Below are 24774 nucleotides of genomic sequence, written 5' to 3'. Positions count from 1 at the left end.
GATTATTTTTTTTTTTAGAATTATTGAAAGTTTAATCAAACTATTATAATTACTAATTTAGATATTAACCAATACAGAGAAGTTTATAAAATTCTAATTAATAGCGTTTTAACGGGTAGTTAAGAATTTTTGTTAAAATCAAATTTTAAATGTTAATGTCAATTTTTTATTATATAAGCTAGAGAGGTTAAGATATACTTGTAGAGTAGATAAATCTCTTGGAAGATTAAATGAAACTAGCTAATAATTTTATAAATAACATGTCGCATTTTTTGGGCAGTTTTCTTCTAAAGAAAAAGCCTCTACATAAACCAATGGTTGTTGTAGAGACTTAATTTTTTTACAGTATTCGATTTATAATGTATAATTTAAATGTAAACCCAATCGATAATTAGCTTCTACATTACCCGAGTTTAAATTCTGGGTTAGGGGTAGCATAAAATTTACACCGGTGCTTAATTTTCCTAAAGATAATTCGGTACCTATTCTTGTAAATATAACAGATCCTTGTGTGTCAGCGACAGGCAATCCATAACTTTCATTTTCATTGAATACCTCACCGGCAAGTCCTATAAATGGAATGATTTTATCAATTTTAACCGTATTATAAACCTTAGATAGATTCACACCATAGGTAAATTGATCTCCAAAATGATATTCATCTTTGTTTTCAGTCTTGAATGTATAATTGGTCATAAAACCAAGTCCCCAATTCTTATAGCCTACCGAATAATTTAATGCAGCCACATAATCATAACTTCCGGTACCCACTTGAAAACTAGGATTTACACTTCCTGCGTTATTTGACCGGTTATAGTCACCAGTAGGTATTTTAATACCACCACCCAGCTCAAGACTATGTTTGTATTTTGATTGTTGATTTTCAAAAAGGCCGTCGGGTACCGGTGTAATGACTGAATAAAAAGCAAGAATACTTATATCTCCTAAACCATCTATACGTTGCGTTGTATTGTTAATAAACTCCCGATTGTGAAAATGATAAGGAACGATAGCAGTTAAACTTAATTTCTTCGTCACCGGAATTTTCCCCCATAACTGAAGTGTATTAAAATTTTCATCGACCCATGGTGAATTATTAAAAATTCCATCTCGTGATTTATAACTTTGGTAGATGTAACGTAGTCCTATAAAATTTTCATTTCCTACCGTTCCGTATCCCATACCACCTCCCGAGCTTCCGCAACCACAAAAGTCACAGTCTTCATACGTGTATTTATAAAATGGATTGCTATCAAAGTAGAGGGAATTTGTATTTTCTTCACTAGCGAATGTCGATAAGCTAAATGCAAAAATGAGTTGTATATATATAAACTTTTTCATTTCAATATTTTTAATATTCTGCAAAGCGAGAATCGGTAATATATTCATTGTCTGTAAGGGTATTTAAGAAAGCAATTAATGCTTCTTGCTCCTCTGTACTCAATGCTATTCCTAGTCTGCTATTTTGTTTAAGTTGAGGATCTAAAGTTTCAGAATCGATTACTCCAGAATTATAGAAGTTAAGAACAGATTCTAAGCTACCAAAGCGGCCATCATGCATATAAGGTGCTGTGAGAGCAACATTGCGTAAGCTTGGAATTTTAAATTTATAATTGTCTGATAGGCTTCCACTAACCGCTGCTCTTCCTATATCATTGAGACCGGGATAGGGTGGAAGTCCGTTGTTTCTAAAACTATTATCTGTAAATAAATCTGTTTTATGGCAACTCGCACATTTAGATTCAAAAATGGCGAAACCTTCTTTTTCTAATGCTGAAAATTCAATATTATCTTCATTTCTAACGTATTTGTCATATTTAGAATTTGAAGAAATCATCATCACCATAAATTGGGCGAGTGCTTTTAAGAAATTTTCATTATTAATCTCGGCATCTTCAAAAGCGGAAGCAAATAAACGTTGATATTCGGCATCTGCTTTCAATTTAGCCAGCACCCCAGATAGGGTTTCCCCCATTTCTACTTCATTTGTTATGGGAATAATTGGAAATAGGTCGAGATGGGAAGTGGCGCCATCCCAGGAAAATTCAGTTTGAAAAGCTAAATTTTGAATTGCAGGTGTGTTGCGTGTCCCTTCTAGATCGTCAATACCGTGACTAAATTGATGCCCGTGATGCGTAAAAGCAGTGCGCTGCTCGTGACAAAACCCGCAGGAAATAAAACCATTTGCAGATAATTTACCGTCATAGAATAATTTTTTACCTAATTCAAAACCATTTTTTGTAATTGGATTTGAACCAAGATCATAATTTATTTCTGGAAAATTAACCGGAATAGCAACTTCTAGATTTTCATCTATAGCAATGTATGCTGAATCATCATTTGATGAGCATCCTTGAAGAAAAGCGAGTCCACAGATCAAGATAAATTTGAATAAATTTCTCATATTCTTATAGATTAAAGTCCGGCAGAAGTACTGCCGGACTTTAGATTTAGTTAATGATCGTGGTTTTCACCATTATGAATATGATCTACGCTAAACATTGCAGCTGCATTTGTCGCAATCTGCGGACTTTTCACTTCGTCAATCATAACTACAGATTTTTCACTGAGTAGTATTTTGTTTTGGCCGTCTAGAATTTGATTCGCATCAACTTTAAAATGCACTATAGGACTTAGATTAGAACTTACAAGAGCTTTTGTAGGAAGATCTACTGTAAATTCTTTGTAATTATCAAGACTACTGCCATGACTTCCCATATGAATTTTAAAATCCTGAGCTTCAATATTTGCAGCAGTAGTAAATGATCCTTCAAAGTTTAAAAACTTATAGCCTGTAAGCCAGGACCACAGCATATTTGTAGATTCTGCAGTTTGTAAAAAATCGCCCTGACCTTCTGCTCCCTGAAGATATTTTTCTTGATCTACGCCTACTCCAAATCGAAGAGCAACATATTCGCCAGCAGGAATGTTTGTTAGCTGTACTTCATTGAGACCTGCTTCTTCACTTATTACAAAGTAACTTTCATCTTTAGGGTAGGTAAATTCATTGCCTTCAGAATCTATAAGTACGAAGTTGCTTACGATATAATTGAAGCGATTTATAGTAATACGCTCGCCATTACTATTTGTATATGCAGTGGTGTTAAGGATTAAGTCATCTCCATTAACACTGTTATCAAACTCCATAGTCAGGTTATTCTCACCAGATAAATTCTCTGAAGAATCGTCGTCTGTTGAGCAAGATATAGTAAGTATACTTAGAGCTAGAAATAGATATTGTATGTTTTTTAATGATTTCATTTTATTGTATAAGATTAGTAGGTATTCAATCATGAGTACCGTTTTAGTTATTGAAACAGGTCTTGCGCTTAATTTGACCTGTACTTATTATTAAAACTTGCTCTTATACAATGGGAGGTTTTATCAGTTTTTGAATAAACTGAATTGTGTGAGTGGAAACATACGTGTCACACGCGACGTTCTTAGATTCTAATTTTAGTAGGGATAACTCTAAAAGTTGTCCTGGGGCATGAAAGAAAGCGATGTTGCTATTCAAATTGTTTTTAGCCCCACGTTCTTCAGATTCTTTTTTCTTAGAAGCTTCATCTGCGAGAGCCTGCATAAGATAACACCTACCATTACAATTAAGTTCTGGCTTGTCACGGTTTACGCACAACTCATCTACTATATAATCATAATTGACTATATAGTTAACAATAGGTATAAGCGGGCGCAGCATTATAAATGCAGCAATAAGAGGCCAGAAAATTTTCAACTTAAATTAGTTATTTAAAATTTCTTCAGCCAGGTCAATACTACTGTAAGTGAATTCTCTTAAACTCTCAACTTCTTCGAGTTCTGATTGAAGACCTTCAATACCGTTTTCAAGTTCAGTTTGTGACATTTTGGAGACCGGTTTGCGATCCTTTACATATTCATCTGTAAAAGTGTGCATCCAGGTCATCATTCTATCATCAGAAGCTTGTAGTTTTTTAAGAGCCTCATCTTTTGTGTCTACTTGTATTAAAGTATCTGTTTTTATCTGAAGTTGCAATTTTGATAACTGCGTCATCTTTGGCATTATTTCATCGTGCACAGCGATAACTTCTTCAAATAAACTGTTGTATTGATTTTGTAATTCTGTGGTATTTTGGCACGAATTGAATATCCCCAAAAGGGCACAACACGTTATAACCACAAGTTTGTTTTTTGTAATACGCATCTTGTAAATTGTTTAATTAGGAAAAATATTATTTCTAATTAAGCAATAGGAGGACGTAGAAGGCTATTGAAGGTTTGAACTGAAGATATGTCTACTACCATAGGAAAATCTACAGAAGTATATTCTAAATAATAAGTGGGTGTAGAAATGGCTAAATCAACTAAAATGAAAGGTAATAGTTCAATGGAAGTAGAATTGTTTTTTTTCTTTTGACCGGACTCTTTCTCTGAAGCTTCAGCAAGAGACTTCATTAGATAACACTTCCCATTACAATTCATCTCAGGCACATCTTTGTTCTCACAAAGGACGTTGCTTATGTATTCATAATCAAGTAAATACTCCATAAATGGAAATGCGGGTCGCATTACCATTAAAAAAGCAAATATTATTACGAGATTTTTCACGCTGCAAAAATAATCTTAATGATAAAATTAAGGTCTTAAATTTTATTTATTCTCTACAAAATTGATTTTTGTATTGAATCAATGAGATTATTATTGAGATGGCATCGATTCTTTACGTAGTGAAGATTCTCTTATAATTAGGTTTCCGTTTGAAACACGAGCTTTATTGGCTGTTTTATTTTCTTTATTATTTAATTTATCGAGCATAATATCCATTAGCTGAGCTCCCATCTGTTCAATGGGCTGTGCAAAGGTAGTTATGGATGGTGAGTACATTTCAAAGAATATATTATCATCAAAACACGCTATTCCTAATTTCTTTATCAATTGCTCATTATAGTTTGAAAGCGCTTTGAGGCCGTATTGAGCAAGGTAATTTGTAGAAAAAAAGATGCTATCAATATCTGGATTTTCAATAAGAAACTGTGTAATAGCAGTATTGCAAGCTACCGCATTCGCAGTATTATAGGGAATTTCTAGTAGAAGGGGTTCCATATTATTTTTCGCTAACGTGTCAACATAACCCCGCATTCTATCTTTCATTTGCAGTAAGTCTAGATCAATAGTAATGAAAGCCATTTTAGAGAATCCTTCTTCAATGAGATGTTCTGCAATAAGTGTAGCTCCCTCATAATTATTTAGCGTTACCGAATCTACATCTACAGATTTTATTTTTCTATCAAATAAAACAACAGGTGTGTCGTTTTCAATTAGATTTATAACTTCATCTTCAATACCAATAGGAGGAACTATTATAAAACCATCTACTTGTCGCTCTTGGAAAAGCTGTATTAAACCTTGCGCACGTTTTGTGTTATTTTCTGTGCTACAAAAGAGAACCCTATAATCATTTTGGTAAGCGATATCCTCAATAATGCGACCTATTTTAGAAAAGAAATAATTGCTAATATCCTCTACCATAAAAACAATTACTCTAGAGCTTCCGGTACGTAGACTTCTTGCAACAAGGTTAGGTTTGTAGTTTATTTCTTTAAGATAATCCTCAACCTTAGTTATGAGTTGCTTCGAAATTTTCTTTTCTTCGCCTTTGCCGTTTAGGACAAAGGAAACTGTTGTTGTAGAAACTTTTAATACTTCAGCAATATCCTTTAAAGAAGGTCTCTTTTTTTTCATGAATAGGTGTTAACCAAACCATTGTTTGGGATTCAATATCAGTTGAGCGGTTATATAAATTTAGGAGGTTATTTTACTTAAATAACCTAGCTAAAATACAATTTCTACTTAGATTAGTAAATACAATTGCCTAATTTGAAAGGCATTTTTGTATTGAATTTAATTTTGTCGGTATCTTTAAAATAAACCGAATCTGCACTGTTTACAGTCTCGCCATAGCCTTCAACTAAGGAGCTGTCTTCTATTTTAAAAACCATCTCACGTTTACTTACGATGCCTTCAGAAGTAAAGGTGTATAAACCACGTATTCTATTACCTATTTGTACACCTTCAAATTTACCATCATTTTTATCCTTTTCTGCCCACTTGTACATTAGAGCGGCTTTAATAATAGAATCATTTTGAATGACCTTAAGAGTAATCGTGTCTCCGTTTTTAGTATACCCATAACACCCTATATTGATTGATTGACTGGTTCTGGGTTCTGTATTTCTGGATCCACAACTGCATAAAAGGATACATAAAAAAAGAATACAGATTCTTATGAGTTTAATACTTTGATACAGAGTAGAAACTTTATAAGTGTGGTTAATTATCATAGATAAGAATTGTAAATGGCTATTAATATATCGTAAGGCAAGCACTTGAAAACCGACATATAATGTATGGAAAATAATGTATCAACAGCACTTTTAAATACTAGATTTTCAGTTTTGGACTTGGTTCCTATTGTTGAGGGTGTTACCGCATCAGAGGCAATTCAGAGAAGTCTTGATCTAGCCAGACACGTAGAGAAATTAGGATATACACGATTCTGGATATCAGAACATCATAATATGGAAAGTCTTGCCAGTTCTGCGCCTACCATTTTAATAGGTCATATCGCTGGTGGTACTACAACTATACGAGTAGGATCTGGAGGAGTTATGCTTCCTAATCATGCACCCTTAGTCGTTGCAGAGCAATTTGGAACTTTAGGAACTTTATACCCTAACCGAATTGATCTTGGATTGGGCCGTGCTCCGGGAACAGATCAGCGTACTGCAATGGCGTTGCGTAGATACCGACAAGAAACAGTACAGGATTTCCCAGATAACATTGATGAGCTTCAGGTTTACTTATCAAGAGAGAATGCTACAGCAGCGGTGCGTGCTACCCCTGGTGAAGGTGTGGAGTTACCATTATATTTGTTAGGGTCAAGCACATTTAGCGCAGAATTAGCCGGTAAAAAAGGGTTGCCTTATGCATTTGCAAGTCATTTTGCTCCCACACATTTACACGATGCTCTGCGTTTATACCATCAAAATTTTAAATCATCTTCTCAATTAGACAAGCCGTACGCTATGGCTTGTGTTAATGTTATCGCTGCAGATACAGATGAGGAAGCTCAGCGGCTTGCAACTAGTGCTAAGCGCTTTATGTTAGGCGTTATAAGAAATACGAGAAAACCACTTTCTCCTCCCGTGGCCAGTATGCAAGGCGAATGGAGCGAAATGGAGCGTATGCAAATTGAACAAATGATGCATTATACTTTCATTGGGTCTAAACAAACCATAGCAGCAGGATTAGCACAGTTTCAAAAAGAAACGCAGGTAGATGAATTGATTGTGATTTCTCATATTTACGATCACTCAGCACGCTTAAAATCGTATAAAATTGTAAGTGAATTATTTGAAGCTAAAGAAGAGCTAGCTTATTCTTCATAGAGTTCGAGCGGCAACTTGTCTGGATCTTCAAAAAATGTAAATCGTTTACCTGTAATGGGATCGACACGTATAGGTTCTGTTTGAATAGTTTTAGATTGTAATTTTTGAATTGCTGCATCCAGATTTTCTACTGAAAAAGCTAGATGTCTAAGTCCGTTTGCTTCAGGTCTAGAATTGCGTTTCGGCGGATTTTCAAATGAAAAAAGTTCAATTATGTAATTTCCGTTTAAGGCAAGATCCAATTTATAAGACTTGCGTTCTTCACGATATGTTTCTTTGAGAATTTCAAGTTTTAGAACTTCAGTATAGAATTTCCTGGATATGGAGTAATTAGAACAAATTATAGCAATGTGATGTACGCCTTTCAACATGAGTAAGTAGGTAAATATATTAGTGCCACAAGCAGTCTTGGTAATCTGTTAGCATATGAAAAAGTAGACCTATTGCAATAACGCGTAACTTTGGAATAAAAAGAAAGAAAGTGTAAAAACCAATTGCTACATAGGAATGCAATGGGTGAAAATTAATGCTGCAGCGATCAGGTTCAAAAATAAGACTGGCTAATAAATGATCTGCATCTACCAGCATGGTTAAGATCATTATTAAATATGCCTTTTTCCAGTTTTTTCTAAAAAACACCCAGGCAATTAGCCCGGGTGCAATTAAGTGTAAACTATAATGTATAACTGTCTGCAGCAATGTTGTTATTTAAACATATCTAGACCCGGAATGTCTGGCATTCCTTCTTTTGCTACAGCAGCTAGTTCTTGATCGTAATTAGCTTTGGCTCGGGCAAGCGCCTTATTTAACGTTAAAATCAAGTAGTCTTCAAGTTGCTCTTTATCTTCCAGAAGTTCATCACTAATATTAATTTTTTTAACGGCCCCTGCAACACTTACGGCAACTTCTAATAGATTGTCATTACTTTTTTCATCTATATAAACAGTTTCAAGACGTTTTTTAGTGTCTTCGGCTTTCTGTTGAGCTTCTTTGATTTTGCCCATCATGCCCATCATATCTCCAAACATAATTTTTTATTTTAATTAAGTTTCAAAAATACAATTTTAGACCAGGAACTAGAGAAGAAGAATATTTAAAAAATGCTCAAGATATCTAGTATTACCTTTACTTTTGCCAACTCTTTATTAAATATAATTATACTTTGAAGAATCCTATTTTACCACCAGATGCTAAACAGATACCGTATGAGTTAGAAAAGCATGGTGATGTACGCATAGATGAATATTACTGGATGAATGAGCGTGACTCTCCAGACGTACTTGCCTATTTAGAAGCAGAAAATAGGTATTATGAAGAGATGACGGCTCATACAAAACCGCTCCAACAAAAATTATTCGAGGAGATGAAAGCGCGTATCAAGGAAGATGATGAGAGTGTGCCCTATAAATATAATAACTATTGGTACTATACACGCTTTGAGAAAGGAAAAAATTATCCAATATATTGCCGACGAAAAGAACTCATGCTAGCTCCTGAGGAAATACTATTTGATAATAATGAAATGGCAGCAGGTCATTCTTATTTTAATCAGGCAGGATATTCCATTTCAGAAAATAATGAACTGGCAGTTTTTGGGATTGACACAGTAAGCCGAAGACAATATACGTTACAATTCAAAAACTTAAAAACCGGAGCACTTTATCCAGAAAGTATTAAGAACACTACAGGGAGTGCGGTCTGGGCGGGAGATAATAAAACGCTCTTTTATACGCGTAAAGATCCGCAGACATTACGAAGCAGCCAGATATTTAAGCACGTATTAGGTACAGATTCTTCTGAAGATATATTGGTATTTGAGGAAGAGGATGAGACTTTTGATGTAGGAGTTTTTAAGACAAAATCCCGTGATTATATTTTTATAGGATCTTCAAGTACTTTAACCACCGAGTATTTATATACAGAAGCAAAAGGACCTGAATTTGAATTCAAAGTTTTACAGAAACGTACCAGAGGACTTGAATATAGTGTGTCGCATTTTGGAGAAGATTTTTATTTGGTTACAAATAAAGACAATGCCACAAACTTCAAATTGATGAAAACCCCTGTATCTCAAACAGCTAAAGAGAACTGGGTAGATGTGATACCACATAGAGAAGATACCTTGTTAGAAGATGTTGAGATTTTTGAAGATTTCCTGGTAATAGAAGAGCGTAATGATGGTTTAAATAAAATTAATATAAAACGTTGGGATAATACTGAAGATTATTATTTACCTTTTGAGAACGAAACCTATACTGCTTATACGGGAATAAATCCAGATTTTGATACGCACTTTCTTCGATATTCTTTCAATTCGTTAGATACACCACCTTCAGTTATTTCTTTTAATATGGTAACGAAAGAAAAGGAAGTATTGAAAGAGATTGAGGTGCTGGGAGGCAAGTTTGATAAAGAGAATTATGAGTCAAAGAGAATCTGGGCTAAGGCAAAAGATGGTGTGAATATTCCCATATCTTTAGTTTACAAAAAAGGAATTCAGCTTGATGGAGCTAATCCTGTTCTTCAATATGCCTACGGAAGTTACGGGATTACAACAGACCCTTCTTTCTCGACATCACGATTAAGTCTACTTGATGCTGGTTTCATATTTGCAATCGCGCATATACGAGGAGAAGAGTATATGGGACGTCACTGGTATGAAGACGGGAAGCTGTTGCGTAAGATGAATACATTTACCGATTTTATAGCGTGCTCAGAACATTTAATTGAAGCAGGATATACAAGCAGTAAATATTTATATGCCTATGGAGGTTCCGCAGGAGGTTTGCTCATAGGCGCTGTCATTAACTTGGCACCGCAGCTTTATCACGGTGTTATTGCAGCAGTTCCATTTGTAGATGTAGTTACTACGATGCTCGACGATAGCATACCACTTACGACTTCTGAGTATGACGAGTGGGGTAATCCTAATGATAAGGAGTATTATGAGTATATGAAATCATATTCGCCTTATGATCAGGTAAAAGTACAAGAATACCCTAATATTTTAGTTACTACAGGTTATCACGATAGTCAGGTACAGTATTGGGAACCTGCAAAATGGGTTGCACGTTTGCGAGATAAGAATACTGCAGACACAAAAATATACTTCAATACAAATATGGATGCAGGCCACGGCGGGGCTTCAGGACGTTTTGAAGCCTTGAAAGAAACCGCTCAGGATTATGCTTTTTTAATTGATTTAGCAGGAAAAACCAAGTAATTCAAATATTTCCCGTAAATTTGCAAGGTTTTAAATAACGGTTTTAGGAAATACTAAAAGAGCACTCGAAACGATTATTCTTCTATGAAAGAACACCTTAACGTTTATAATGACGTCTTGAAGTTAATAGGGAACACTCCCTTAGTACGTTTAAATAGGATTACAAAAGACCTTCCGGGTTCATATTTTGCTAAAGTAGAGGCATATAATCCGGGAAATTCTTCAAAAGATCGTATTGCTCTATATATAATTGAGGATGCAGAACGAAAAGGTATTCTTAAGCCTGGAGATACAATTATAGAGACGACATCTGGCAATACAGGATTTAGTATTGCAATGGTAAGTATTATTAAGGGTTACAAATGTATTCTTGCCGTTAGTTCCAAATCTTCGAAAGATAAAATAGATGCTTTACGTACGATGGGAGCAAAGGTTTATGTTTGTCCCGCAAACGTAGCTGCAGACGATCCGCGATCGTATTACCAGGTTGCAAAGCGCATTCACAGCGAGACTGAAGGTTCAGTCTATATAAATCAATACTTCAACAAGCTTAATGCAGATGCACATTATGCATCTTCTGGTCCAGAAATCTGGGAGCAAACGGAAGGTAAGATTACCCATCTGGTAGCTTGCAGTGGAACAGGAGGAACCATATCTGGTACTGCGCGTTTTCTAAAAGAGAAAAATCCAAACATTAGAATCCTAGGAATTGATGCCTTCGGAAGTGTTTTGAAGAAGTACCACGAAACTCAGGAATTTGATAAGAATGAAATTTACCCGTACCGTATAGAAGGACTTGGTAAAAATTTGATTCCGTCTGCTACAGACTTTGATGTAATCGATTATTTTGAAAAAGTTTCTGATGAAGATAGTGCGCACACTGCTCGTAAAATTGCCAGAACTGAAGGCTTATTCGTAGGATATACTAGTGGTGCTGCATTACAAGGTACAATGCAAATGGCCGGCAATGGTGAGTTTGACGAAAACAGCAAGGTAGTAATTATATTTCCTGATCACGGTAGAAGCTATATGAGTAAAATTTATAGTGATGACTGGATGAATGAACAAGGTTTCTTTGATAGTCAAAACGAAATTGCAGTTGATAAGATAGAATTTGTAAAATAGTGTATTTTCGCGCATTATTTATAGGTTTGATCTTAGGCAACTTTTAAATACATAATCCTTAAATTGATAAGAAATTAGAATGAATTACAAACAGCATTTGACCATGCTTTTTGTATGAATATTGATGTATGAGAGACTTATTTGACAAAATTTATAAGGACAAAGGTCCTTTAGGTAAATGGGCAGAGCAAGCAGAGGGATATTTTGTGTTCCCAAAATTAGAAGGGCCTATTTCTAACAGAATGAAATTTAGAGGTAAAGATGTTATTACCTGGAGTATTAATGACTATTTAGGGCTGGCAAATCACCCTGAAGTGCGTAAAGTTGATGCAGAAGCTGCTGCAGACTACGGTTCGGCTTATCCTATGGGAGCCCGAATGATGAGTGGTCACACAACACTTCACGAACAATTGCAAACTGAGTTGGCTTCATTTGTAAATAAAGAAGCTGCTTACTTATTAAACTTTGGATATCAAGGAATGGTTTCTACCATAGATGCTTTGGTTTCTAAGGATGATATTATCGTTTACGATGTTGATGCACATGCTTGTATAATAGACGGTGTACGTCTACATATGGGTAAGCGTTTTACTTACAAGCACAACGATATAGAAAGTATCGAAAAGAATTTACAACGTGCTACCAAACTTGCTGAGCAAACTGGAGGAGGAATTCTTCTTATTTCTGAAGGTGTTTTTGGAATGCGTGGAGAACAAGGACGTCTGAAGGAAATCGTTGCTTTAAAAGAGAAATACAATTTCAGACTTTTTGTTGATGACGCTCACGGATTTGGTACACTTGGAGCTACAGGTGCAGGAGCAGGTGAGGAGCAAGGTGTTCAAGATAAAATTGACGTATACTTCGCAACGTTTGCAAAGTCTATGGCAAGTACTGGAGCATTTATTGCTGCAGATAAAGAAATTATAGATTATCTAAAATATAACTTACGTTCACAAATGTTTGCTAAGTCATTGCAAATGCAACTTGTCGTAGGTGCCCTAAAGCGTTTAGATATGTTGCGTTCTATGCCAGAGCTTCGTGAGAAGTTGTGGGATAATGTAAATGCATTACAGTCTGGACTTAAAAAACGCGGATTTGATATAGGTACAACTCAAAGTTGTGTAACTCCGGTATACCTAAAAGGAAGTATTCCTGAGGCTATGGCTTTAGTTAAAGATTTACGTGAAAACCACGGTATCTTTTGTTCTATTGTTGTTTATCCTGTAATTCCTAAAGGACTTATATTATTACGTTTAATACCTACTGCATCACATACACTAGAAGATGTTGAAGAGACACTTATTGCATTTGATGCAATTAGAGAACGTCTTGAAAATGGTACATATAAAAGATTATCTGCAGGGGTACAAGCTTCAATCGAAGCTTAATCACTCTGTGATATATACAAAAAAACCGATTCAATTGAATCGGTTTTTTTGTTTTAAATAAGTTCTAGTAATGTAACAGATACATATTCTGAGAATAAATTTTAAAGAACTTATTAATTATATTTCTCCAAACAGTTCCTGCATCTTAGCTGTAAGATCTGCTCCTCTTAAGTTCTTTTCAATAATAATTCCATTTTCATCAAGAAGATATGTTGCAGGTATTGCAGTAACGCCATATTTACGAGCAACGGGATCCTGCCATTCCATTAAATTTGAAACGTGAAACCAGTTCATTTGATCATTTTCAATAGCGGTAAGCCACCTTTCTTTAGCCTCTGCACGATCAAGTGATACGCTTATTATATTAAGACCTTTGTTGTGGTATTTTTTATAAACAGACACTACGTTAGGATTTTCTTCTCGACAAGGTTTACACCAGCTTGCCCAAAAGTCGATAATGGTATATTTATCTCCCATAGCTTCATTTAAAGATAATTGCGTGCCTTCTGGGGTAGGGGCTGTAAATTCTGGAGCTTTATTTCCAATTTCTGCTTGAGCTGAAGCAGTTTCTGAAGCTTTTAATTGCGCGATCATCTCCTTTAACTTGACTCCTTTATCTGCATTTTGTAAGTCCTGGTCAAGAGAATTAAATAAGCTATCTGCTTCATCTGCTTCAATGATACGAGTACCTACAAGGTCAGAAAGTATGATTACGCTTACAAACTCACCAGGATGTTCTTCAATTAATGAAACGCGTCGGCGCTTATCAGCATCATTGATAGCATCAAATTCATTACGTATCACTGCAACTTTAGCAGTATCTCCGCGTTGCATAGCCATTGCGCCATCTTGTTGTAGTTTTTGCTTTTCTTTATTAGAATTTACTACATCATCATAGTACACTTTAAAAAAGTCATTTTCGGCTCCACCTTTAATTTTAGAAGTATATAAACTATCCTTAAAAGCTTCAATATTTATTTCTTGATTTTCAGCAATAATAATGATGTTACCTTGCAGTTGTTCAAAACTCAGAATAAGCATTTCCGGACTCGATACTTGGTCTGGATCAAAATTGAATTTCCCTTCCTTAATGACAGTAGTATCTATGTTAGCCAGTCTATTGTTTTCATCTATTTTTTGAAGGAATACATTTGTACCGTTTTTAATATCTGGTGTAGTTCCTACAATCTTAAAATCTGCTTCTTTACTACAAGATATAAGTAATAGCGCTGTAGCTAGTACAAAACAAAATTTACTCATTAGTTCTATTTTAAATTAAGCCTGCAATATACGGGATTTTACAATTTTTTTAGCTGCTCTGTCACGTTTTCATTTGGGCGCGATTTTTGAAAAGAATTACAATATACCTGTAAGTTTAATTCTTTGTTAAAGACTAACGTAACGAGTAACTTTCCAAAGTATTTTAATTACTTTATATAATAATTGTCCTGCACATGAATGAATTACAGAATTTTCCATTTACAGTTGAACTAAGTTTTTCTAAGGTTTTAGAAATGCTTAAGAAGCGTATGGAACAATCTCAAAGTTCAATAACTAAAAATTATTTGCAATCAATTATTGACTATGCGGCATCTTATCCAGAGTTAATAGCGGGTATAAGTGATTGCGATAATATGGACCAATACAAAGAAGCGACTACAATTCTTCTTGATAATTTATTCCCGGCTGCATTAACTAGAAATGAGATAAAGGCCGCGTGTATACCTTTTCATAACGAACTCTTTAATCCTACAAAGCGATTTGCTTCAATACTAAAGAATGCGGGTCCCGATTTTAGATTGGAGCTCCGTAATCTGGATCGAAAATCGTTATATGTCATGGGTTGTGTAATTATATTAAACACCTATTACGGGTATGATATAGATTACATAAAGCCTATGTATTATGATATCCCTGATAAAAATGGGATTTGGAGAAGTTACCGGGCAACAATGAATGCAGACTTCATTTACATTGAGCCTACTGAAAACGCAGTAGAGATTACTAAGGAAATAGCAAATATGCTTATAGCCAATGTCGATGATTTTGAGATGTGGGAAAAATACTTTCCTATAAATAGTTGGAAGATGAAGGGTATAGCTATTTTAAGTCTTACAGACGTTACTATAGATGATTCGATTTCAGACTTAAAGAGTACGTTGCTAGCAGATAAATCATTTAAAGACGGTAGTATAAAACAGTTTTCTGAAATATTTCAGTCAATTTATAATATTCCCGATCTGCGTATAGGTTTTACAGAATTTAATTCAGACAGTGATAGCTTTAATAAAATGGAAGGCAATCTTGCCGACAGTTTTATCCTTAATGAGGAACAGAAAAATGATTGTCGTCGTAGTATGTGTGAGCAATCATATAATACGCTTGTAAAGGATAAGAAATATTTTGTTATTCCAGATACACAAAAGTATGCTGAACAAAACGAGCACAATTTATTAGCAGAAAATTTACTTTCTCAAAATATTCAAAGTTGTATTCTGGCGCCTATAGCAAAAGGGAACAGGCTTCTAGGGGTATTAGAACTTGCTTCTTATGAACGTAATAAATTGCACAGTCTTAATGCAACGAAGCTTGATGAGGTCATGCCCTTTTTAGTTTCTACTTTAGAGCGTAAACGATTTGATATTGAAAACCGAATCAAAGCAGTTATTCAAAGTGAATGTACAAGTATTCATCCAAGTGTTTTGTGGGTATTTGAGGAGGAAGCGAAAAAATTTATAGCGAACCAAAATGAAGGAAAGTTTGCTTCTTTTAAAGATATTTCTTTTGAAGATGTGTATCCTTTGTATGGTCAAATTGATATTGTAGGGTCTTCGGAAGAGCGTAATAAAGCTATTCAAAAAGATATACTTATTCAGCTTGATATGGTAGATCGCATACTAGATCTGGCCTTAGAGTCTTCTCCTATGCCTATTTACGAACAGGTAAAATTTAGAATAGAAGAGTTTACTTTAAATATTAAAAAGTCACTTAACGCAAGTGCAGAAAATGAAGTGTTTAATTTACTTCAGCACGAGGTTAATCCATTATTGAATCATTTAAATACTCAAGTTCCTGAGTTAAAAGAATCAATAGATTTATATAAAGAATCGATAAATAATGATACGGGCTTAATTTATAAGAACCGTAAAAATTATGACGATACAGTACAATTGATTAATCAAAATATGGCTACCTTCTTAGATCGCAAACAACAAGAAGCTCAGCTTATATTTCCTCATTATTTTGAACGCTATAAAACTGATGGTGTAGATCATAATATTTACATAGGTGCTTCAATGACCCCTAGTAATAAGTTTAGTAAGGTTTACCTGTACAACCTGAGATTGTGGCAGCTGTGCACGATGTGTGAGATGGAAAATAATTTCTATCACAAACAAGAAGGTGCAGAACTTCAATTAGATGCTGCATCCTTAATACTTGTATTTAGTACAACACTCTCTATTCGTTACCGAATGGATGAGAAGAAATTTGATGTTGATGGTACTTACAATGCTCGTTACGAAATTATCAAAAAACGTATTGATAAAGCGCTTGTAAAAGGTAGCGATGAGCGTATTACCCAAAAAGGTAAGATTGCTATAATTTATTCACAAGACTCAGATGCTGAAGAATACACACGCTACATAAAATATTTACAACGCAAAGAATATTTAGGACCTCAGATTGAGTATGTAGAACTAGAAGATGTTCAGGGAGTTGTAGGTCTTAAGGCAATTCGAGTAGATGTGCTTTATACTACAAAGCTCCCTAGAAAGGGAGCTGAGGAGATAATTACTTATGAGGATTTAATGGAAATTTTAGATTAACCAGAATGCCATTATAAAGCTTATTACAGAAACAATAATTCCTACCATAAATACAGTATAGGTTTTTCTCAAGAGCATATACTTTTTGTTAAGAACTACGCCTAAGAGATATAAATCTTTTGTCAAAGCTTCGTAGATATAATCTTTGTCGTAGATGATCTCATTGATTGCCCATTGATATTGCTCATATTTCATCTTATGGAAGTTTCCGAAGAATAAAATATTCACTTGTTTTTTCTTTACCTGTTCCCTTGTAAACTCTCCGGTAGTTACATTAGGACGTGTAGATAAAATGGACATTATTATAGATGCCACACTAAATACAACCAGAATTAAAGTAGGAATAAGCAAGTGTCTGTTACTAGGAGCATCTAACTTCGGTATCATATTAGATAAAGCAAGTGATATAATAATTGCATTAACTGATAGCAAGATGTTTGCTTTGGTATCTGCAATATCACTTAATTTAATATGGTTACGTAAGGTAGTTCTGTACAATGTTTGAACTCCACGATCGGGGCTTTCATCCTTGTATTTAGCCTTTAGCTTAGCTTTAATCTCTTCTTTTTTATATTTTTTTCTTTTCTTTTTTACTTTTTTGAGAAGTTCAATTAAGTTTTCATCTTTTTGATTCTTCCAGTTACGTGCTGCATAATCGGTATAGAAACGATGCTTATTAGTAAACATCTGTATATTTTCTTCGCGCCACTCATCTGGAGTAAATTTCTGTGTATTTGTTAGAATTAATTCTTGTCTTAAAAATTCACTGGTTTGTGCATAATAATCTTTGGCAAAATGTGAAGCATCGGCATCTTTTAAGATTCGTTCTAATTCATTTTTAGGCTCGACTCCCATTTTTGTAGAAGCGATAAGTTCAATAACCATGGTTTGTATATCACTGTCGATATTTTGGTCGGCCATGTATTTCTTAGCGATCTCAATACTAGCGTCTTCGTGTTGATCTCGGTTCTCAACATAACCCGTGTCATGCATCCACGCAGCCAGTATTAATGCCTCTTTCTGTTTAACATTAATTTGAGAATTTTCGACGATTTCTTTAGTACTTTTAACAACTCGTGCTGTATGGTTATAATTGTGATATAAGTAACTATTAGGAAGCTTTTCCTTAAAAAGTTCTAAAACAAACTGGTCTGCATTTGAAATAGATTTCGAAATATTTTCTTCAGTTTCAGGCATATATTTGTACGTATTAAAGTGAAGGAAAAGTACAAAAAAGAATTTCCAATAAATTTTTCATGACAAAAAATAACATAGTTCTAACACTTCTTATTTCCTTAATCTTTTCGGCATGTGCCACATATTCTACCCGATTTAAAGCAGAAGTAGAGCAAGGTATTTTCCCGACATTAAAAGAAGTTGAAAGTACATTTTATTTAATAGGAGATGCAGGAGATGCAGAACTAGGTGAGAGCACTGTAGGTCTGGAATTATTTAGGTCTTATTTGAAAACTGAAAACACAAAGGGAACTTTTGCAATATTTCTGGGTGACAATATTTACCCTATTGGGATGCCTCCTAAATCTGATGCCGGCCGCGCATTAGCACAGCATAGACTAGACGCTCAAGTAGAATCGCTAACCGAATTTGAAGGAAAAGCTATTTTTATTCCTGGAAATCACGATTGGTACAATGAAGGATTAACTGGTCTTAACCGAGAACAAGATTACCTGAGAGAAATCACCCAGAATGAGGATATTTTTCTTCCTAAAGATGGATGTCCATTATTGAGCTACGATATTAATGACGAGGTTCACATGATAATTTTAGATACACAATGGTATCTGGAAGATTGGGACAAAAATCCAGAGATAAATACTAAATGTGATAATATAAAAGATAGAGAGAAATTTTTTATCGAGTTAGAGGGTGAGATTAAAAAAAATCAGCAAAAGACTCTGGTTGTTGTTATGCATCACCCTATGTATACAAATGGAGTGCACGGAGGAAAATTTGCTATAGACAAACACCTATACCCATCGCAGCAGAAAATCCCTCTTCCTTTACTGGCTTCATTAGTTACACAAATTCGTACCCAAGGTGGCGTTTCTAAGCAAGATCGTTTTAATGAAAAGTATAACGAATTGATGAAGCGCATACGCGTTTTAGGACAAGGAACTCCAAAACTTATATTTGCGTCAGGACACGAGCACGGTTTACAATATATTGAGCACGAGGAGGTCAAGCAAATTGTATCTGGTTCAGGATCAAAATCTTCTTATGCCTATTTAGGAAACGATGGACTTTTTAGTTCAGATTACGAAGGATTTTCAGTATATACCGTTTTTAAAGATGGATCATCGTGGGTGCGCTTCTTTGGTCCTGACGCAGAAAGTGGTGAATTAAAGTTGTTCTTTCAGAAAGAAGTTTTTCCACCTAAAGAAATTAAAGATTATTCTATTATTCCTACACAATTTCCAAAAACGATAAAAGCATCTGTTTACAACCTCGAAGAGACTGATAAATCTGATGTTTTTGATAAAATCTGGGGCGAACATTATCGGGATGTATATGGTAAAAAAGTTACAGCTCCGGTTGCACTTTTAGATACACTTTATGGCGGACTAGAAGTGATAAGGCCAGGAGGTGGGCACCAGACAATTTCTTTACGATTAAAAGACAAAACCGGTAAAGAATATAATATGCGTGCATTACGCAAAAGTGCTGTTCAGTTTTTGCAAAAAGTTATCTTAAAGCAAAATGCAGATGTCGAAGAAGATTTAGCAAACACACTGCCCGAATCATTAATTCAGGATTTTTATACCGCTGCACATCCTTATGGAGCTTTTGCTATACCTAGGCTTAGTAGCGCGGTACAAGTTCTTAATACTAATCCTAAACTTTACTATGTACCTAAACAACCTGCCTTAAAGAGTTATAATGATGATTATGGCGACCAGTTGTATATGATAGTAGAACGACCTACTGAAGAATTTGATGGAGCTGTATTTAATTATCCTGATGATATAGAAAGTACAGATGATATATTGCATAAACTACGCAGTGATGAAGAAAATATTATAGATGAGCAGGCTTATGTAAGAGCTCGTATGTTTGATATGCTTATTGGTGACTGGGATCGTCACAATGATCAATGGCGCTGGGCAGAATTTAAAGATAAAAATGGAAAGGATGTGTTTGTACCTATCCCTCGTGATCGGGATCAGGTGTTTACAAATTTTGATGGCGCTATTTTAGATATTGCCAGAACTTTATTTGGAGCCGCGAGACAATTTCAAGTTTATGATGAGAATCTTAACGATATTAAATGGTTTAATAATGCTGGCGTAAAACTAGATAGGGCACTAGCTCAACAAACAGACCGGGCAGAATGGGTTGCTGAAGCAAAATATATACAAGATCATATTACCGATGCCATTATTGAAGATGCATTTAATGATTTGCCAGTTGAAGTTCGCGCCGGTAAATCTATAGATCAGATTAAAACCAGTTTAAAAGGTCGTCGTGATAATCTTGTGAAAATTGCAAATACGTTTTACGATTTTTTAGCTGAATTGCAAATGGTTACTGGGACAGATAAAGATGACTATTTTGAAATTACCCGAGAGAATGAACAGACGACCGTAAAAGTATGGCGGATTATAGATGGGGAAAAAGAGGAACTTATAAAGAATCGCACCTATTTAACTTCGGAAACCAAGCAATTATGGATTTATGGTCTTGATGATGATGATATTTTTGAAGTTATAGGCAGTGGTAGAGACCCTATATTTATGAGAATTATAGGAGGACAAAATAACGATGTCTATAGAGTAAAAAATGGAAAGCATTTAAAAATTTATGATCACGAGAGTCTTCCAAACACAATTGAAGAGCGAGGTGGAGCAAATTTTAGACTTACAGACGTTTACGACTACAATACCTATAATTATAAAAAACAGATTTTAAGAACAAATATCATCACCCCTGCATTTGGTTATAATCCTGATAACGGTATAAGTCTAGGTGTTTCTGACGTTTATACAGTTCAAGGGTTTAATCAAAATCCGTTTTCACAGCAGCACCGTTTTAAAGCCGGATACTTTTTTGCAACTAGTGGATTTGATTTTAATTACGAAGGAGAATTTGCAGGTATTTTAAATGACTGGAATTTGATTTTAGGAGGAAGATATACAACTCCTAATTTTGCACTTAACTTTTTTGGGTACGGTAACGGTACTCAAAATTTTGATAATGAACTCGGTCTGGATTTTAACAGAGTACGTTTAAGTCAGTTAGAAGCTTCAATAGGTTTGTTGAAAAACTCAGATTATGGTAGTACCTTTTCGGTGCGTGGGGTTTTTCAATGTGTTGAAATAGCTGATAACGATTTGCGATTTGTAGATAGCGTAGATGAAATCGAAAAAGACAAACGTAAGGTATTTGCTACGTTAGACGCAAGTTATGAATATCACAGTATGGATAATGCACTAGCACCTTCAAGAGGTATGGATTTTATTCTTAATGGTGGATTTACAAATAGTTTGACTGAAACAGGAAGACGTTTTGCCTACTTGAATCCGAGTCTTGGTTTTTACAATGCGGTAAGTGCAAATAGAAAATTAGTTCTTAAATCTACAGCACGCGGTCAATTTAGATTTGGTGATAATACCGAATTTTATCAGGCAGCGGTTTTGGGACAAAATACCGGGTTGCGTGGCTATCGCTTTCAACGCTTTAATGGAGAGCGCTCTTTTTCTGCATCTGGCGATTTAAGATATGCATTTGATACATTTAAAACAGGATTTTTACCATTGCAAATAGGTGTTTTTGGAGGATATGATATCGGGAGAGTTTGGTCTGATTATGATATGAATTCAAAAAAATGGCACGACTCTTACGGTATAGGTTTCTGGGTAAACAGTGCTGACGCCCTTAGTGGGACGTTTAATTTATTCAAATCTGATGAAGGTTACCGAGTTTCTTTTGGATTTGGATTCAATTTTTAAAAATTAATTTTTTCGCCGATAGGCAATAAAAACATATGGAAAATATAGATAGCATAGATAATGTAGATAAGCCAGATCGTGTAGATACTATAAATCTGGAATACTTAAAGGTCAAGGATTTTGAGGAATTGAAGGAGATAATGATTGCTGTTTATCCTAATATTCCTGATCCGTATTGGAAAAGAAAAGAATTACAAAAACTAATTTCTATTTTTCCTGAAGGGCAAGTAGTTGTGAAAGTGAATGGTGAAATCGCCGGTTGCGCCTTATCGATTATTGTAGATTATGATAAGTTTAAAGACTCTCATACTTATGCTCAAATTACAGGAAATGAATCTTTTAGTACGCATACTCCAAAGGGGAATGTACTCTACGGAATAGATATTTTTATCGCTCACCAATACCGAGGGATGCGTATAGGACGTAGGCTTTATGACTATCGAAAAGAATTATGTGAAAATCTTAATTTAGAACGAATAGTTTTTGGTGGAAGACTACCTAATTATCATCAATATGCCAAAGATCTTACACCGAAACAATATATTGAGAAAGTACGTACACGTGAAATTAATGATCCTGTTCTCGATTTTCAGTTAAGCAATGATTTTCACGTTAAGCGTATAATTACCAATTATCTCGAAGGTGACAGACAATCTAAAGATTATGCTGCACTTTTAGAATGGGATAATATTTATTATCAAAAACCTATAAAAAAACCAAATGCCATTAAAACCGTAGTACGATTAGGACTCGTACAATGGCAAATGCGTACGTATAAAAATTTTGAAGAACTTATAGAACAGGCAGAGTATTTTATAGATACGATATCTGGTTATCGGTCTGATTTTGCTCTTTTTCCAGAATTTTTTAATGCACCCTTAATGGCTGCATATAATCACCTTTCTGAACCCGACGCAATTCGGGAGCTGGCTAAGTACACCGAGCGCATACGCGATCGTTTTTCGGAACTTTCTGTAAGTTATAATATAAATATAATTACGGGCAGTATGCCTTATATAGAAGATGGCACACTGTATAATGTGGGGTTCTTGTGCAAGCGTGATGGTACGGTAGAGAAATTTTACAAACTGCATGTAACTCCAGATGAAGCTAAAGTTTGGGGTATGACTGGGGGCGATGTATTAAAAACGTTTAATACAGATTGTGGTAAAATAGGGATTCTTATATGTTACGATGTTGAGTTCCCAGAATTGAGCCGTATTCTAGCAGATGAGGGGATGGATATTCTCTTTGTACCATTTCTAACAGATACTCAAAATGGATACAGTCGTGTTAGACATTGTGCTCAGGCACGAGCTATTGAGAACGAATGTTATGTTGCAATTGCAGGAAGTGTAGGGAATATTCCAAAGGTTCATAATATGGATATGCAATTTGCACAAAGTATGGTTCTAACGCCTTGCGATTTTCAATTTCCAACAAATGGAGTAAAAGCGGAAGCTACACCTAATGCCGAAATGATTTTAGTTGCAGATGTAGATCTTGATTTATTGAAAGAACTGAATCAATTTGGGAGCGTTCACAATTTAAATGACCGGCGTAAAGATTTATTTCAGCTGAAGCTTTTAAAGAAAAAATAAGTTTTAACTAAAAAAAACCGGCTAGATTAACTAACCGGTTTTTTTAGTTTATAGGTAACAATTGATAGCTGTCTGTGTCAATTTCTGTCACTTCATAGTTGCTAAAAAGCCATTCGCTTTGATCTTTATTTAGTTGCATTTTAGCATCTCGTTCAAAGGTTTTATGTACAATCGCATTTTTAAGAGTTGCCTCTTTTAATACTGTTTTTAAAAGACTCACATTTTTAAGGTTTGAACTTGATAGATCAGCCTTTTGTAAATTGGCATAATCTAATATTGAATTTTCAAGTTTAGCATTTCTTAAATCTGCATTTTTAAAACTGGTATAGCTTAAATCTGCCTGAGAAATGCTGGCATTATAAAATGTAGCATTCTCAAAGTCTGTCCCATTAAAGCTCGAATTACGCATATCTGCGTGAGACAAATCAATCTCAATTAAATCGGCTTTTTTCAAAGTGACATTTCGTAACTCTGAATAGGTGAAATCAATACGCTCCAGTAAAATTCCATTAGCTCGAGATCGTGCAGTACTTCTTAGATTGATTCCGGTTTCTAGAAGTGAGATTAATAGATACCCTCTTTCAGGACTCACAATATTTTTTGTAAGACTGTCATTTTCGAGATATCGATAAGGTTTTAAAATTTTGCTCAAGGCAATTAATCTACCAGCGGTAGCATCATTTAATTTATTTTGAGGATCTCTGCTAATTTCAGTGTTAATTTCCTGAAGCATATTATCCATAAGGAGAAGAGTTTGACCACGTCTATCTGCTTCTTGCAGGTAAGTTTGCTGATCTAGACGGTTGTTTTGTTGTCTAAACATCTCACTCTGTCCAGTAATTAGCGTATTCTGTTTAGCTAAATAGTAAGTCTGAAAAATAAGGAGTATAGAAGGAAGGATAGCCGTAATTACGAGTAGAAATCCTACTCGTGTAAGACGTAAAATAATACTTATTAATAAATCTGATAGCGTTTCTCTAGAAACACGTTGTTGCTCTGCCATTTCTTCCAGAAAACGCTCGATACTCTTTTTGAGTTCAGATCCTAGAACGTATCCTGATGAACGCTTTAAAAAATTCCAGCCTAGATTACGCCTTCTTTTTTTTCGCTCGTCCTGTTCTCCCAGAATATTTTTTAACTTTTCGTTTTCGGCAAGAATTTCTTCAATTTGTTGGGGATTCATAGTGATCTTAACTTTGAGGTAAAATACTATAAA

The 24774-nt window shown here is 34.9% G+C and carries 21 protein-coding genes; 7 read left to right on the top strand and 14 right to left on the bottom strand.

The features are described 5' to 3' along the window. Positions 1 to 354 precede the first annotated feature (354 nt). The 8 genes from DSM00_RS14575 to DSM00_RS14540 form a co-directional block, all read right to left on the bottom strand. Positions 355 to 1341 (bottom strand): transporter, encoded by a 987-nt coding sequence (locus DSM00_RS14575; protein ID WP_128758709.1) that lies wholly within the window; start codon positions 1339 to 1341, stop codon positions 355 to 357. Between the two features lie 10 nt (positions 1342 to 1351). Further along, on the bottom strand, positions 1352 to 2404 hold the full coding sequence (locus DSM00_RS14570) for a cytochrome-c peroxidase (RefSeq protein ID WP_128758708.1): 1053 nt from the start codon (positions 2402 to 2404) through the stop codon (positions 1352 to 1354). Positions 2405 to 2454: 50 nt separating this feature from the next. Next, on the bottom strand, positions 2455 to 3261 hold the full coding sequence (locus DSM00_RS14565; protein WP_128758707.1) for an MbnP family protein: 807 nt from the start codon (positions 3259 to 3261) through the stop codon (positions 2455 to 2457). Positions 3262 to 3364: 103 nt separating this feature from the next. Further along, entirely contained in the window at positions 3365 to 3736 is a 372-nt protein-coding gene (locus tag DSM00_RS14560; protein WP_128758706.1) for a hypothetical protein, read from the bottom strand. 6 nt (positions 3737 to 3742) lie between these two features. Further along, the gene (locus DSM00_RS14555) at positions 3743 to 4183 is read right to left on the bottom strand and encodes a hypothetical protein (protein ID WP_128758705.1); all 441 of its coding nucleotides are present in this window, start codon (positions 4181 to 4183) and stop codon (positions 3743 to 3745) included. A gap of 38 nt (positions 4184 to 4221) precedes the next feature. Continuing rightward, a complete protein-coding gene (locus DSM00_RS14550) occupies positions 4222 to 4587 on the bottom strand; it encodes a hypothetical protein (protein WP_128758704.1) in 366 nt (121 codons plus the stop codon). 90 nt (positions 4588 to 4677) lie between these two features. After that, on the bottom strand, positions 4678 to 5721 hold the full coding sequence (locus DSM00_RS14545; protein ID WP_128758703.1) for a LacI family DNA-binding transcriptional regulator: 1044 nt from the start codon (positions 5719 to 5721) through the stop codon (positions 4678 to 4680). Between the two features lie 113 nt (positions 5722 to 5834). Beyond that, entirely contained in the window at positions 5835 to 6320 is a 486-nt protein-coding gene (locus DSM00_RS14540) for a hypothetical protein (protein WP_128758702.1), read from the bottom strand. Positions 6321 to 6386: 66 nt separating this feature from the next. Between DSM00_RS14540 and DSM00_RS14535 the strand changes: the two genes are divergently transcribed. Further along, positions 6387 to 7427, top strand: coding sequence for an LLM class flavin-dependent oxidoreductase (locus DSM00_RS14535; RefSeq protein WP_128758701.1), 1041 nt, complete (start codon positions 6387 to 6389; stop codon positions 7425 to 7427). Here the strand turns inward: DSM00_RS14535 and gloA2 are convergent. The 3 genes from gloA2 to DSM00_RS14520 are packed head-to-tail and all read right to left on the bottom strand — an operon-like array spanning position 7415 to position 8455. Continuing rightward, positions 7415 to 7798: an SMU1112c/YaeR family gloxylase I-like metalloprotein gene (gene gloA2 / locus DSM00_RS14530; protein WP_128758700.1), complete on the bottom strand. Its 384-nt coding sequence runs from the start codon at positions 7796 to 7798 to the stop codon at positions 7415 to 7417. The genes DSM00_RS14535 and gloA2 overlap by 13 nt on opposite strands. Positions 7799 to 7817: 19 nt before the next feature. After that, positions 7818 to 8126, bottom strand: a complete 309-nt coding sequence (locus DSM00_RS14525; RefSeq protein ID WP_206633815.1) for a DUF6122 family protein — start codon at positions 8124 to 8126, stop codon at positions 7818 to 7820. A gap of 5 nt (positions 8127 to 8131) precedes the next feature. Then, on the bottom strand, positions 8132 to 8455 hold the full coding sequence (locus DSM00_RS14520) for a YbaB/EbfC family nucleoid-associated protein (protein ID WP_128758698.1): 324 nt from the start codon (positions 8453 to 8455) through the stop codon (positions 8132 to 8134). Positions 8456 to 8589: 134 nt separating this feature from the next. Here DSM00_RS14520 and DSM00_RS14515 point away from each other — a divergent pair, with 134 nt between their 5' ends. The 3 genes from DSM00_RS14515 (at position 8590) to DSM00_RS14505 (ending at position 13163) form a co-directional block, all read left to right on the top strand. Continuing rightward, on the top strand, positions 8590 to 10650 hold the full coding sequence (locus DSM00_RS14515; protein WP_128758697.1) for a S9 family peptidase: 2061 nt from the start codon (positions 8590 to 8592) through the stop codon (positions 10648 to 10650). Positions 10651 to 10734: 84 nt separating this feature from the next. Beyond that, complete coding sequence (locus tag DSM00_RS14510) at positions 10735 to 11775, top strand: PLP-dependent cysteine synthase family protein (RefSeq protein WP_128758696.1); 1041 nt, start codon at positions 10735 to 10737, stop codon at positions 11773 to 11775. A 128-nt stretch (positions 11776 to 11903) separates the two neighbouring features. Further along, on the top strand, positions 11904 to 13163 hold the full coding sequence (locus DSM00_RS14505) for an aminotransferase class I/II-fold pyridoxal phosphate-dependent enzyme (protein WP_128758695.1): 1260 nt from the start codon (positions 11904 to 11906) through the stop codon (positions 13161 to 13163). Positions 13164 to 13280: 117 nt separating this feature from the next. Here the strand turns inward: DSM00_RS14505 and DSM00_RS14500 are convergent, their stop codons facing one another. After that, complete coding sequence (locus DSM00_RS14500) at positions 13281 to 14423, bottom strand: TlpA disulfide reductase family protein (protein ID WP_128758694.1); 1143 nt, start codon at positions 14421 to 14423, stop codon at positions 13281 to 13283. Between the two features lie 194 nt (positions 14424 to 14617). Here DSM00_RS14500 and DSM00_RS14495 point away from each other — a divergent pair, with 194 nt between their 5' ends. Further along, on the top strand, positions 14618 to 16990 hold the full coding sequence (locus DSM00_RS14495) for a GAF domain-containing protein (RefSeq protein WP_128758693.1): 2373 nt from the start codon (positions 14618 to 14620) through the stop codon (positions 16988 to 16990). Here the strand turns inward: DSM00_RS14495 and DSM00_RS14490 are convergent. Then, positions 16982 to 18187: a Pycsar system effector family protein gene (locus DSM00_RS14490; RefSeq protein WP_128758692.1), complete on the bottom strand. Its 1206-nt coding sequence runs from the start codon at positions 18185 to 18187 to the stop codon at positions 16982 to 16984. The genes DSM00_RS14495 and DSM00_RS14490 overlap by 9 nt on opposite strands. Positions 18188 to 18246: 59 nt before the next feature. Between DSM00_RS14490 and DSM00_RS14485 the strand changes: the two genes are divergently transcribed. Then, complete coding sequence (locus DSM00_RS14485) at positions 18247 to 21957, top strand: metallophosphoesterase (protein ID WP_128758691.1); 3711 nt, start codon at positions 18247 to 18249, stop codon at positions 21955 to 21957. Positions 21958 to 21992: 35 nt separating this feature from the next. Further along, positions 21993 to 23558 (top strand): bifunctional GNAT family N-acetyltransferase/carbon-nitrogen hydrolase family protein, encoded by a 1566-nt coding sequence (locus DSM00_RS14480; protein WP_128758690.1) that lies wholly within the window; start codon positions 21993 to 21995, stop codon positions 23556 to 23558. Between the two features lie 43 nt (positions 23559 to 23601). On the opposite strand, the gene DSM00_RS14475 is transcribed toward DSM00_RS14480, so the two are convergent. Beyond that, the gene (locus tag DSM00_RS14475) at positions 23602 to 24741 is read right to left on the bottom strand and encodes a pentapeptide repeat-containing protein (protein ID WP_128758689.1); all 1140 of its coding nucleotides are present in this window, start codon (positions 24739 to 24741) and stop codon (positions 23602 to 23604) included. Positions 24742 to 24774 lie beyond the last annotated feature (33 nt).

It is taken from the genome of Leeuwenhoekiella aequorea (assembly GCF_004104375.1).
GTDB classification, from domain to species: Bacteria; Bacteroidota; Bacteroidia; order Flavobacteriales; family Flavobacteriaceae; genus Leeuwenhoekiella; species Leeuwenhoekiella aequorea.
Note: the sequence above shows the minus strand (reverse complement) of the source record. Positions and strands in the feature narration are given on the sequence as shown.